This window comes from Vibrio sp. THAF190c, assembly GCF_009363355.1.
Classification (GTDB): Bacteria; Pseudomonadota; Gammaproteobacteria; order Enterobacterales; family Vibrionaceae; genus Vibrio; species Vibrio fortis_A.
This window is the reverse complement of sequence record NZ_CP045338.1, coordinates 1022663-1034970: the sequence shown is the minus strand read 5'-3', so window position 1 is coordinate 1034970 and position 12308 is coordinate 1022663. Positions and strand designations below refer to the sequence as shown.

Here is a 12308-nt window from a genome sequence, read left to right as displayed (position 1 = left end):
ACTCTCCTCAATGCAATCCTCTGACTCTAATTTTAGTATATGCAACTATGACATAAAATGGGTCGCACAGACTTTATTACCATCGGGGTCACGCAAATATGCCATATAAAGTCGACGCACACCTGAATCCCTCACGCCCGGAGCGTCTTCAATACTGGTACCGCCGTTTTCCAAACCGATGCGATGCCACTCATCCACTTCTTCTGGAGATTTCGCAACAAACCCTACCGTCATCCCATTGCCGACACTGGCAGGATCACCATTAATTGGCTGGGTTAAACCCAGAACGCCATTTTCAGATAGGTAAATACAGCGACCTTTAGGATCCACTACACCTTCGCTTTGGCCTAATGCCGCTAAGGTTGCGTCATAAAATGACTTTGCTCGCGCGATACTTTCTACACCTAAAAATACATGACTAAACATAAACTAAGCATTCCTTCGTTATGGGATTGCTACCAAAATAAGAGGTTACCGAGAGCTTGTCCAGAGTGATTTGTGAACACTCATCATCCCCAAACAGTCCAATGGTTTTGTAAGCGTAAAGTGGAATAATTTTCAATTCGTTTACGTTCGGTGTTCGCAATTGAGGTATGATTTACATTCAGCTCTTACTCAACTCACAAAGACAACCCTATGCCTTCACTCTCTTTCTCGTTCATCCCCGTTGGGGTTCGTTTTATGTTGCTATCCGCATTAGGTTTCGCGCTAATGTCGGCATGCGTAAAGTATGTGAGCAACTATGGCATTCCTGTCTTTGAAATTGTCGCCGCTAGGGCTTTGGTGTCTCTCATCATCAGCTATATTGACGTTAAGCGTAAGGGAATCTCAGTTTGGGGTAACAACAAACCGTTGTTATTCGTTAGAGGAGCAGTCGGAACCGCGGCATTGATGTGTGTTTACTATGCGGTGACGACACTGCCGCTGGCAGAAGCGACCATCCTTCAGTACGTGCACCCTGTATTTACAGCTCTACTTGGTGTCCTTTTTCTGAAAGAGCGTGTTCAAACCTCAACCATGATCTGTATTGCCTTCTGCCTGGCTGGTCTATTTGTGATGGTTCAACCCAATATGAACAGTAGCATGACCAATGAACTGCCTCTGTTCAGCATCATGATGGCATTGATTGGCGCATTGGGTAGTTCGATTGCCTACGTAATTGTACGAAAGCTCAGCCAAACTGAAGACAGCTCAGTGATCATTCTGTACTTCCCTATGGTTGCATTACCGATATCAATAGCCCTGATTTGGAATGACTTTGTTTGGCCAAGCTTATTCATCACCATCATGTTGGTATTAGTCGGTGTATTCACTCAGATCGGTCAATATGGCTTAACCAAGGCAATGCAAACCCAAGCCGCTGGTAAAGCCTCAGCTTACTCTTACGTACAGATTGTCTTTTCTGCGCTTCTTGGTGTATGGCTATTTAATGAAATACCATCGATTTGGACTTACCTAGGTGGTGGCTTGATTGTGACGGGCGCACTTATCAATGTATTTGGAAAACAACTGCTCAAACCGTTTAAAAGGAGCGCATAAGCAGTTAGATATTATCCCCTTCATGTACGAAGTCGCCCTAGTGGCGGCTTTTTCTTTATCATTCCTTCTTAATTTTATTATATTTCAACTGGATAGAGTGCTATTTGTCGGTCTATAAATAACAAAGCACCGTCGTTTCAGTGTCATCAAGTTGACCAATGTTCAAACAAGTTTGTGGATTGGCTCAAACACGGTGTTCGCAATAAACATGTAACATGAAATCGTTAATGTTTTTCTTTCCACGCTAAAACCAGTAGCGAGACGCCAGTGACTTTTAAACACAATTACGACTTCGATCCGACCTACGGATACGATCTAGACCAACTCTTACAAGTTGAAGCAAGCATTACGCCAGCAGACTTCGCCTACTTTTGGCAACAGAAATATGAGCGAGCACTGCAGGTAACGCCCTATGTTAGCTTGCAAGACACTGGACGTATTGTGAATCACTGGCGTGTATTCGATTGTTACTACAACTCGACCGATGGCGTACGTGTAGGTGGTTGGCTGTTACTACCCGAGAAAGAAGAGATTCACTGCGCGGTGGTATGGGCTCACGGCTACGGCGGACTTGATGAACCAGATACAACTTGGAAGCTAAAACACACAGCGATATTAGTCCCATGTGTGCGTGGTATCAGTCGCAGCCATCATCACCCAATCTCAGACGATCCATACTGGCATGTACTGCACAACGTGCAAGACAGAGAACACTACATCTTAGGCGGATGCGTTCAAGATTTGTGGTGTGGGATTTCCGCGGTGCTCACTCTATACCCCAACCTCAAATACAAAATTGGCATGATTGGGAATAGCTTGGGTGGTGGTCTTGCTATTTTTGCTACGGCCTTTGATAAGCGCATCAAACGTTGTCATTTTCATGTACCTACTTTTGGTAATGTATCGCTACGCTTAACTATGCCGACCATTGGCAGTACACAAGCCCTTATCGATTTTGGTAATCAAGCCCTGCTTGCTCGTAACCTCCCCTATTTTGATACCTCATGCGCCGCCAAGTTTATCTCTCAACCTTCTCATTGGGGGCTAGCACTGTTCGACCCTTATGTTGCACCTCCCGGGCAATTCAGTGCCTACAACGCCTGTAAAGGTCAAAAAGAGTTGTTTGTATTAGAGGCAGGACACTTTATTTACCGAGGTGAAGGCAAACAGCGTCGTGAGCTGCGGAAGAGTGTTGAGTCATTCTTTAAAACCTTGGGGGATTGTGATGAAACGTGAGTATCACAAATGGTGGAGCCCCAACCTCAATCGCAATATGGAGCTACTGATATTCGGTCATGCAGGTGCTAAGGTTCTGGTCTTTCCAACTCGTACTGGTCGCTTCTACGAATATGAGAACCTTGGGTTGGTCGACTCAATTGCCGACAAAATCAATGCGGGGCAACTGCAACTCTACTGCGTGGATAGTGTCGATACCGAAAGTATGTACTGTTTTTGGGCGCACCCTTTTGGCCGAATGCACCGCCATTGTCAGTATGAAGAGTATATTCTCAGAGAAGTGCTACCATTGATGGCGAGTAAAAACAGCCACCCTTGTACTATTTCGCACGGCTGCTCTCTGGGTGCTTACCACGCTGCAACTCTATTTTTTAGACACCCTCACCTGTTCCAGAAATTGGTCGCCTTTTCTGGTCGCTACGACCTCACTTGGAGTACTGAGTCATTTAAAGACCTGTTTGATGGCTTGTACAACGACGAAATTTATTACCACACCCCAACCCATTTTCTGCCAGGTTTACCGCCTTCAGACCAACTCACTCAAATCAAAAATAGCGATATTGTTTTTGCGATAGGCAAGGAAGATCCATTTCTGCAGAACAACCACCAGCTCAGCCGTATCCTGAACCAAAAAGGAATTAAGCATCGAATGTATGAGTGGGACGGGCGCGCGCATCGAGGGCGTTATTGGCGTCAAATGATCCCGCTCTATCTATGATTTCCTAATCGCGGAATCAATTTGGGGCTAGGTAGGCTCAGTCAAACAGCTCTATAACAAGCTTATTGTTCTTGATCACTAAGTTCGGTTCAGCCGACTTTAACAGTGCTTCTTGAACCTTTGCTCCATCAAGCTTGTAAACAGGTTCTTGTGACAACGCCAACCCAATCATAGACACTGCGGGTTGTAGTAGATTAGATATGTTATCAGGCAACTGTTTACCACTTTCATTGAAGTTCTCTAAGCGCAACGATTTCAAATACACTTCGCCGCTCTCTTTGTCATATTCAGGAATCGCACTGAACTCAATATCGAGATCTAGTCCAATATTAGGCATATTGAATACTTGCACTTGAGCATTCGTGTTTGCATAAACTGACACGCGATCAGCGTCTGCCCGTCCAATCTTAACTTGTAACTCTTCGACCGCGACTTGCGCATACATCATATTCTCAACACCAACAGACTGGTTGATTTCGACTGACTCTTGCAAGTACTCGGTCATATCTTGCTCTGAAATACTATAGCTAGCGCAGCCTGCTAGAACCGAAAAGGCAACGGCGAGAAAGGAAAATTGTGAGACTCTTTTTATCATGAGTATCCACTCTAGATGATGACTGGGGACGTGAGTTTACCTAGAAGATGCAAAACAGCAATGTTAGGCTCACTTTGATCAAGTATAGTTTTTCATAGAGCGGCGTCTAATCTAACTGAAAAACAACCGATTATGATGATCAAACGGGAGTCACCTTGCGTATGTCTATAACGGAAAAAACAAAGCAACCAGTGGAAAAGCAATGCCTCAACTGACGATATTTTATGATGGAACCTGCCCTTTGTGCTCAAAGGAGATGAATGCACTGACGCAACAAGATACCCGTGGTCGAATAAAGACGGTCGACATCTACAGCGATGAATTTGCTCATTACCCAAACATTGACGCCAGCGCGGCCAACACGGTTTTGCATGCATTGAATGACAAGGGTGAGTTGATACTGGGGTTAGACGTTACCCATAAGGCTTGGGATTTGGTGGGGAAAGGTTGGTTATACGCGCCATTGCGCTGGCCATTCGTGAAGCCATTGGCAGACTGGTGTTATCTGCGCTTCGCTAACAACCGCTACAAAATATCTTACTGGCTAACTGGCGTCGCGCGTTGTGATAACAACAGGTGTAAAATTGACAGTGACGCCAAATGACGTCACTGCGTGGAGATTTATCTACTCAATATGCGTGATAAATTGATACTTATCTGAATCCACTTTGGTCACCCAGTGTTCTCCATTGAATGGAGCGGAATCTAACGTGAACAGATAGAAGTCGATACCCTTTTCACCCATTACGGTATTGAAGTAAGTCGCTTGTTTGCGGTGACTTTCATCCGTGTATGGGAAATCTTTTGCTGTTTTACCTTCAGTCCCCCAACTATGAACACCAATTTGCTTCAGTGTTTCGAAGTTATCAATCTTCTTCGCGCGCTGGAGAGTACGAGTTTGGCCAGCTGCGAAAAGGTCTGTACCGCCAGAGAAAACCGATCCGTTGGGTGTGACTACCGTGTGCATCTTGGTTTTATGAATCAGCAAACCTGTGTACATGTTGATATCATCATCACCACTACCACCAATATGACTATTAAACTTCATCGTCATTTCTTGACCAACATGCTTTTCCACGATGTCTTTCAATTGTAGAAACGTCGTCACACCTAATGTTGATCTATTTCGAGGATCATTCACCGGCTTAATTTCTCGATAGATATCGTCAAATGCGAATGAAGTAACAATATTCACCTTACCGTCGACTTCAGAGGCAGTTAAGATGGTAGACCCCATACTGCCTAATGCTTCGAAAGCCTCATTGTAGAATTCGATCATTACTGACTCTCGTGAGTCATCAATTTCAGATTGAATCAACGTTTTATCTTTACCCACCGTTCGCTTATTAGCTCTGCAATCAAAAGTTTTAAGCTTTGTTGTTGGCGAGTAGATATGGCAGTTTCGTCTATCATTGTAGACCGCAACATCAATGGTTTGACCATGAACATCGGCCAATCTTGTAATCAGTAAGATGTCACCAAAACCCTCTGCATACTGAACTTGTTCATATGACTTGCCGTCATAAGTTAAGCGCATACCTTCAAAGTAGTCTTCTCGATCTTCGATGATTTCGTCCAGAGCACTTTCAGTAAACTTATAATCTGCCGCAGGTTTCGCGACCTTAGCTTTATGAGTACCGCTCGAACTCGAGTTGCATCCAGCTAGCACAATCAGCGGTACGGCTAATAATAGGTTTCGATGTTGCTTCATAATTTCTCTCCAATGTTGGTATGGAGAGAATTCTATGGAACGTTTTTGTCATTAGCTGTCTGAATGATGTATGGAAATGTCGTACTGCATCATTACAATACATTTCCATGTTTTATAATAAAGCACTCGAACAAGAACAAACTATAAACTTGGCATTCATGATTTACGCTGTGCCCTGCGTTCTTAATCTAAGTCTTTCATACCAAACGGCCGAAAATTTATGACACAACATTCCATGCTCATCGTTGAAGACGACTTGAAACTTCAACAGCTATTAAAGAGTTACTTTGTTACCCAAGGTTTTGATGTGACGACATTAGATGATGGCAGTGAAGCCATTGACCACATGCTAGACCACCAGCCCGATATTGTTCTGCTTGATCTGATGCTGCCTGTCGCAGATGGCCTGACAATTTGCCGACAGACGCGTACAAAATTCCTCGGTAAGATTTTGATGCTAACAGCAAGTGATGATGACTTTGACCATGTCGCCGGACTAGAAACCGGGGCTGATGATTACGTGACGAAACCCATTAAACCACGCGTTCTTCTTGCTCGTGTTAGAAGCTTATTGCGACGTGCAGAGCCCGTTGACGCTGTCGATGAAGACAAAGATCAAATCACTTTTGGCCAGTTAGTACTAAAAAACAAATACAAACGATGTGAATTAGACAGCAAGATTGTCCAGCTAACAGACAGTGAGTTCGACCTACTTTGGATACTTGCTAGCCAGCCGGATACTGCGCTCTCCAGAGACACCCTAACTCAAGAATTACGTGGCATTGAATACGATGGATTCGACAGAACAGTAGACAACAAAATCGTACGTCTGAGAAAAATGCTTGGTGATGACCACTCCCCTGCTGAAAAGATCCAGACACTGCGAGGAAAAGGCTACTTGTTTGTCTCCACAGCTTGGGGCTAATTTGCGTTAATTCACCCAGTAGCGAAGAGAATAATGAAACGCATATACCTAGAATCACTCATCGGCCTGTTTGCTTGCTTTATGGCGAGCATCTTCGCTTATGAGGTCACCGTCTATCAGTGGACAACCGACTACGAGTTCGTGTTGTACGATTACGAGGCGTTGGCCCACCAACAGCTCATCAGTAATATCGCGACTAATCAGGGCGTTGAGGCCGCTGAAGAAGCTATTGCTCAGTTTGCCGACATGACTCGACATATCGTGACCACGTTCCCCCTTGGCCAAGGCGCACCTTCTGAGGTTGTCGAGTTTTTTAAAGCTCAATCAGATATGCCGGTGTTATTTGATGACGATAGGGATCTCTGGTTTCACTTCCCTGGATCAGATGCCATTTATCGCTATGCGCCTGATGAAGAAGCCTTTGTGCGACAAAAGATACAGCTCGAAGATGATTTGCTCTGGTTATTCTTCTCTCTCAGCTTTGTCATTTACGCGTCAGGGCACCTGTTCGTCATTCACCGTAGAGTGAAGAAGCTAGAGCGCGCAACTCTAGGCTTCGCTTCTGGCGATTTTTCGATAAGAGCGGAAACCCGTAGCGGCAGCGCAATTGGTACGCTAAATCGCTCTTTTAACCTCATGGCAGACAAAATTCAGCACCTTATCGACAGCAATCGTGCACTGACTAACGCTGTTGCCCATGAACTCAGAACGCCAGTTTTCCGCATTCAATGGCAAGCTGAACTGCTGAAAGACACACCGCTCGACCAAGACCAGAGAGCCACCATCGATAGCATTGTAGAAGACACCGAAGAGATGGAAGGCATGGTGGATGAACTGCTCTATTTTGCCAAACTTGATAACCAAAAATTGGATTTAGAAAAGAGCCGTTTTGAGCTTTCAACTTACGTCGATAAATTGATACCACGATGGCAAAAAGAGACCAAGCTAACGCTAGCGATGACGTCTCACCTCAATACTGACTATCAATTGGACGCTGACAAACATCAGCTCAAACGTGCTCTCGATAATGTCGTTCGCAATGCATTTAAGTTTGCCGAATCACAAATCGACATTCATCTTGTCGAAAAAGAGAAGTACCTGTGTATTGAGATCCACGATGACGGACCGGGTGTCGATGAAGAACACATCGCTCACCTGTTTGAGCCCTTCTATGTGGGCAATAAAGCTCGTAATAAAGGTAAGAGTGGCCATGGCCTTGGTCTCTCAATTGTTGAGAAGATCTGCCAACAACACGGTGGGTACGCAAGCGTGAAACGCAGTACAAAGCTCAACGGCGCACTGTTTACGTTATGCTTACCGAAATGTAATTCTGAGCCTGACAAACCTATACAGTAACAAAATAAGAACTTTGGAATAATTGACTCCATCAACCGTTAGCCAACACCGCTGAGTGTTGGTTAACCGAAACATGATTACTCAATGGAGAACACTATGAAAAAGCTAATTCTTATCGCGGCACTATCTATGGTAGCAACGGGCTGTGCTCAACAAACATTTGTTATGGCACCGGACGAAGCAGAAGTAACAACAGAAGCACCACAACACTTCTTTATTAACGGTCTGGCTCAAGAGAAAGAGATCGATGCTGCGAAAGTTTGTGGCGGTGCAGATAAAGTAGCAAAAGTAGAAGTTCAAGAGACGTTTGTTAACGGCCTACTACGTACAGTGACATTTGGCATCTACACACCACGTGACGCGCGTGTTTACTGCAAAGCGTAATCAAATCTAAAAAACAACTCCAAGACTTTTGACATGCAAAAAATCCCCAATCAGAGGCTAGACTGATTGGGGATTTTTATATTCGTTTGATTATTTAAGAGGGTCACCCTCTGGCAAGGCACTGTGAATCCAAACGGCAAGGCGCTTTTTAATGTCCTTACCTTCTTGCTTGTCAGCAGGGAGAGGCGTAATTTGCTTTGCATCGACTAAAAATAGATAGATAGCCTTTGCTTTTACCGACTGTGACATACTCGGGTCATTGAGCTTAAAGCCTTGCATTTCGGCTAGCTTAGTTCCGACTTCCATCGCCTTTTTAAACAGTTTGTCTTCGTTTTGTAGCTTAGTGGTTTTCGACATTTCGTCACCTTCGTGGTTACAAAGCAGTGACTTCAGTATATATCATTTATTAACGTCGACTTTTTGCATACTTAGCAGTTTCTAACAAAACAAATCTTGGTTTTGAGGAGCAATACACAGTCTCACCCTACTCACCAAAGCGGCGTGCTACGCCTTTTTCACATACTTGGCAGTCACCATCATTTCACCAGCGCCATCAAGCTTGCAGTCTAATTGGTGATCTTTGCCGTCGTTCATTCGTTTGATCACCCCTTTGGTGCCAATCTTTAACACAAGAGAACTGCCTTTTACTTTTAGGTCTTTAGCCAAAGTAATCTTATCCCCTTCCGCCAATAAGCTCCCATTCGCATCTTTGATGTTGAGTTCGTTCTCTTTCGCGACTTCTTCAGGGTTCCACTCATAAGCGCATTCAGGACAAACAAGGTGGCTTTGGTCTTGATAAACATATTCAGAGCTGCAGCTCGGGCAAGGAGGAAAAGACATAGTAATTACTTCCAAATACAAATTTATGCTACATGGTAAACGCTCTGTCTATACATAGCGAGTGGAATTGCTTAGAGCGTGTTGACCTTTCGTGGTTAAATTTTGTTCGAGATAAAAGCGTTTTAATCGCGGCGAGGGAGAAGTAGCCTAGTCATTCTAAGCAAATCTCCCTCAACAAAGAGTAAAACGCTTTTAGCCGAACCCTTTGGGCAGCGTTTGCTGGTCATTTCTACTGCGTTATTGGCTTCTCATGTAGGCTAGCTACACATCAAAGCCTCTGCCTTGTATAAATACCCAGCAACTCGCTGCAAAAACCAGCTCGAAAGATCAACACGCCCTAATAACCCGACGGGCTTGTTCATGGTTTGATCCAACCTGACAAATACCCCTAGAATAATGACAACTTTTCTTGATGCTCAGGTCTTATTTTGTCTACAATGACGCACTTTTTATTTACTGTAAGTAAGCATCATGACAGATAACACAGCAAAGCCAGCTCTACCAGATCGTCTAGCAGGTAACCCACGCAGTCCACATCACGTAGCTGAGTGTTTCGAACACCACATCGGCATTCGTCTAAACGGTAAAGAGCGCACTGACGTTGAAGAGTACTGCATCAGCGAAGGTTGGGTAAAAATCCCTTCACCTAAAGCGCTAGACCGTTTCGGTCGCCCAATGCTAATCACATTGAAAGGCACAGTTGAAGCTTTCTACAAGTAAGCTGAGAACACAAAAAAACAGGGCTCAAATGAGCCCTGTTTTTATTAGTGGAAAAGATAATCGACTAGCACCAAGTTATACAAAAGAAACACTCCCATGCTGAGCAGGATGGTGACTAACACATTGCCTGTTTTCCAGATCAACAAAAAAGTCACTAGCGCCGCGATTAAGTAAGGGTTTTCTGCACTCACCCATAACTCTTTTTCTGGAGCAAATACGATGGGTCCCCAAATCGCCGTTAATACCGCTGGGCCAGAGTAGCGAAGTAACCTCCGAGCTGAGGCGTTCAAACGAAGTGGCACTGCAGGCTCCAGAAACAAATAACGACTCACAAATACAATCGCTGTCATCAGCAATATGGTTAACCAGATCATGATGACTCTCCTTCTGTGATCGAATGACTTGAAACATTGCCATCTTTATAGCTTTCACAAAGGAAGCCGGAGAGCATACCCGCAATTGAAGCCACCATTAACGCCCCTTCGACTTGGTGAACCGTCAACACCACAGACACCAGCAATGACACCAACACGCATACAATAACCGGCATGGTATTAATCAGCGGGAATACTAGCGCAATGAAGGTCGCTGCAACGGCGAAATCCAAACCAATTTCATTCAGAGATGGAATTTGGCTACCTGCGACAATGCCGACAAAGCTCGCCAGATTCCAGAAGAGATAGAACACACCTCCAACGCCTGCCGCATACCAACGATTGAACTCTTGCTTGGATTGACCACTACAGATCGCGAACAATTCATCCGTCAGCCAGAAGCCCAACAGTAAACGCCATCGTGTCGGTAAATCACTGATTTTATCGCGCATAGAGACGCTGTATAAAAAGTGACGTGACGTAATGAACAGCGTGGTTAGTAACATGGTGCCTAAGCCAATTCCAGCCTTAAACATACCCGCCGCAACCAGCTGCGCTGAGCCTGCAAACAAAATCGCTGACATCGCCTGTGCTTGAAGAGGGTCAAGCCCCGCATCTATAGCATACGAGCCCGCCAATATTCCCCATGGAATCACCGCAATACTCAGTGGCATCCCGGCTAGCGCCCCTTTCCAAAGCTGAGATTTTCTCGTCATATTGATACTTCCATTTTAAATCTGTTAAACCTTAGGGAACAATTTAGTCAGCCTATGTTATTCGCGATTGTACAAACTTGCTCAATATTAAGCGTTATAACATCTTGATGTACTGGCCCGGCGTGTAGCCATTGGCCTTTTTAAAGTGTCGATGAAAATGGCTCTGGTCGTGAAAACCGCACTCTTGCGCCGTATCCGATATAGAGTGACCACGTTTGAGCAAAGTTCTCGCGAGGCGCAATCGAGACTGGATTTGATAAGCATGAGGCGGTAAGCCAAACTCTTTTTGGAATGAACGAACCAAATGATACGGACTCAGAGCCGCCAGCTTTGAAAGCTCTTCCAAAGAGACATCGGCCTGTGGAAAATCATCGAGAAACTCTTTAACCAACACCAGTTGTCGCTGCGTTTTGCTGTCGAGTTGAGGTTTGAGCGGGCTTTTACCATGACGACTGATAAGCTTAACTAACATGCCGTACATCAAAGTCTCACGCAGTAAGCGATTGTCCGACTCATCAATGGTATTGAAGACCAAACGCAATTGGTTAGCGAGTTCAGGGTCTTCAACCACCGCACGTGGAAAGTATGGCGCGCCGTAGTTTGGCAAATTAAGCTCTTGAGTTATTTTCGCAAGCTGCTCTGGCAGTGGGTACATTGCGCGATACGCCCAGCCGCCTTCTGTGGCCGAATGCCCGCTATGCACTTCATCGGCATTGACCAAGATAATCGCGTCTTGAGGTGCAACGTGATGACCACCCGTGCGATAAAAACGTTGTGCGCCCTGTTCAATCACTCCGAGCGTATACCCTTCATGACTATGGCGAGAGAAATTCTGCTTTTCATATTCTGCGTTCAGGATCTCAAGGCCACCAAGTTCTTCTGTGATCTTGTAATCCGCCTTTTCCTTTTTCGCTTTCTTCATCTCGCCATTCCTCAGGTATCGACATCCTCTCAATCCATCACTCTACTCTATAAGTTAAAGAAGCTTTTGTACAAAATTGCGGTTTTACGTTTCAAATATTCATCGTTTTACTCTTCATGCGACTTAAAAAGAAATCAAAACACCGTCAAAAGCTGCCATAAGCAAAACATGACTCACTTCATAACTATCTATTCGAACTGTGTATGGATAGCTAACGAGATCACGCTCCCAGAGTTGAGAATTTGCCTTTTCCTCACGCAGATAAATAATAC

16 protein-coding genes are annotated in these 12308 nt (G+C 44.7%); 8 read left to right on the top strand and 8 right to left on the bottom strand.

Annotated elements, in window-relative coordinates:
- Positions 1-45: 45 nt before the first annotated feature.
- The gene (locus FIV04_RS04770; protein ID WP_152468391.1) at positions 46-426 is read right to left on the bottom strand and encodes a VOC family protein; all 381 of its coding nucleotides are present in this window, start codon (positions 424-426) and stop codon (positions 46-48) included.
- Between the two features lie 210 nt (positions 427-636).
- Between FIV04_RS04770 and FIV04_RS04765 the strand changes: the two genes are divergently transcribed.
- The 3 genes from FIV04_RS04765 (at position 637) to FIV04_RS04755 (ending at position 3493) form a co-directional block, all read left to right on the top strand.
- Positions 637-1539, top strand: a complete 903-nt coding sequence (locus tag FIV04_RS04765; protein WP_172974222.1) for a DMT family transporter — start codon at positions 637-639, stop codon at positions 1537-1539.
- Positions 1540-1806: 267 nt separating this feature from the next.
- A complete protein-coding gene (locus FIV04_RS04760) occupies positions 1807-2775 on the top strand; it encodes an acetylxylan esterase (protein WP_032549549.1) in 969 nt (322 codons plus the stop codon).
- The gene (locus FIV04_RS04755; RefSeq protein ID WP_150871624.1) at positions 2765-3493 is read left to right on the top strand and encodes an esterase family protein; all 729 of its coding nucleotides are present in this window, start codon (positions 2765-2767) and stop codon (positions 3491-3493) included. Before FIV04_RS04760 ends, FIV04_RS04755 begins: the two co-directional genes overlap by 11 nt.
- A gap of 37 nt (positions 3494-3530) precedes the next feature.
- Here FIV04_RS04755 and FIV04_RS04750 read toward each other — a convergent pair whose 3' ends face one another.
- On the bottom strand, positions 3531-4088 hold the full coding sequence (locus FIV04_RS04750; protein WP_152468390.1) for a DUF1439 domain-containing protein: 558 nt from the start codon (positions 4086-4088) through the stop codon (positions 3531-3533).
- 202 nt (positions 4089-4290) lie between these two features.
- Between FIV04_RS04750 and FIV04_RS04745 the strand changes: the two genes are divergently transcribed.
- Positions 4291-4692, top strand: coding sequence for a thiol-disulfide oxidoreductase DCC family protein (locus tag FIV04_RS04745; protein WP_152468389.1), 402 nt, complete (start codon positions 4291-4293; stop codon positions 4690-4692).
- 21 nt (positions 4693-4713) lie between these two features.
- Here FIV04_RS04745 and FIV04_RS04740 read toward each other — a convergent pair whose 3' ends face one another.
- A complete protein-coding gene (locus tag FIV04_RS04740) occupies positions 4714-5799 on the bottom strand; it encodes an alpha/beta hydrolase (RefSeq protein WP_152468388.1) in 1086 nt (361 codons plus the stop codon).
- A 220-nt stretch (positions 5800-6019) separates the two neighbouring features.
- Here FIV04_RS04740 and FIV04_RS04735 point away from each other — a divergent pair, with 220 nt between their 5' ends.
- The 3 genes from FIV04_RS04735 (at position 6020) to FIV04_RS04725 (ending at position 8464) form a co-directional block, all read left to right on the top strand.
- Complete coding sequence (locus tag FIV04_RS04735; protein ID WP_152468387.1) at positions 6020-6724, top strand: response regulator transcription factor; 705 nt, start codon at positions 6020-6022, stop codon at positions 6722-6724.
- Positions 6725-6757: 33 nt separating this feature from the next.
- Positions 6758-8080: an ATP-binding protein gene (locus tag FIV04_RS04730; protein ID WP_152468386.1), complete on the top strand. Its 1323-nt coding sequence runs from the start codon at positions 6758-6760 to the stop codon at positions 8078-8080.
- 96 nt (positions 8081-8176) lie between these two features.
- Positions 8177-8464: a Bor family protein gene (locus FIV04_RS04725; protein ID WP_032549556.1), complete on the top strand. Its 288-nt coding sequence runs from the start codon at positions 8177-8179 to the stop codon at positions 8462-8464.
- A 90-nt stretch (positions 8465-8554) separates the two neighbouring features.
- On the opposite strand, the gene FIV04_RS04720 is transcribed toward FIV04_RS04725, so the two are convergent.
- Together FIV04_RS04720 and FIV04_RS04715 are read right to left on the bottom strand one after the other, a co-directional pair.
- Positions 8555-8821, bottom strand: a complete 267-nt coding sequence (locus FIV04_RS04720; RefSeq protein ID WP_032549558.1) for a DUF5062 family protein — start codon at positions 8819-8821, stop codon at positions 8555-8557.
- 147 nt (positions 8822-8968) lie between these two features.
- Positions 8969-9304 carry a zinc ribbon domain-containing protein YjdM gene (locus tag FIV04_RS04715; RefSeq protein ID WP_032549559.1) on the bottom strand — a complete coding sequence of 112 codons (336 nt, stop codon included), beginning with the start codon at positions 9302-9304 and terminating at the stop codon, positions 8969-8971.
- Positions 9305-9775: 471 nt separating this feature from the next.
- Here FIV04_RS04715 and FIV04_RS04705 point away from each other — a divergent pair, with 471 nt between their 5' ends.
- Positions 9776-10024 (top strand): DUF3297 family protein, encoded by a 249-nt coding sequence (locus FIV04_RS04705; RefSeq protein WP_032549560.1) that lies wholly within the window; start codon positions 9776-9778, stop codon positions 10022-10024.
- Between the two features lie 44 nt (positions 10025-10068).
- Here the strand turns inward: FIV04_RS04705 and FIV04_RS04700 are convergent, their stop codons facing one another.
- The 3 genes from FIV04_RS04700 to FIV04_RS04690 form a co-directional block, all read right to left on the bottom strand.
- Complete coding sequence (locus FIV04_RS04700) at positions 10069-10398, bottom strand: AzlD domain-containing protein (protein WP_032549561.1); 330 nt, start codon at positions 10396-10398, stop codon at positions 10069-10071.
- Positions 10395-11114, bottom strand: a complete 720-nt coding sequence (locus tag FIV04_RS04695) for an AzlC family ABC transporter permease (protein ID WP_152468385.1) — start codon at positions 11112-11114, stop codon at positions 10395-10397. Before FIV04_RS04695 ends, FIV04_RS04700 begins: the two co-directional genes overlap by 4 nt.
- Before the next feature lie 94 nt (positions 11115-11208).
- A complete protein-coding gene (locus FIV04_RS04690) occupies positions 11209-12036 on the bottom strand; it encodes an AraC family transcriptional regulator (RefSeq protein WP_032549563.1) in 828 nt (275 codons plus the stop codon).
- Between the last annotated feature and the right edge of the window lie 272 nt (positions 12037-12308).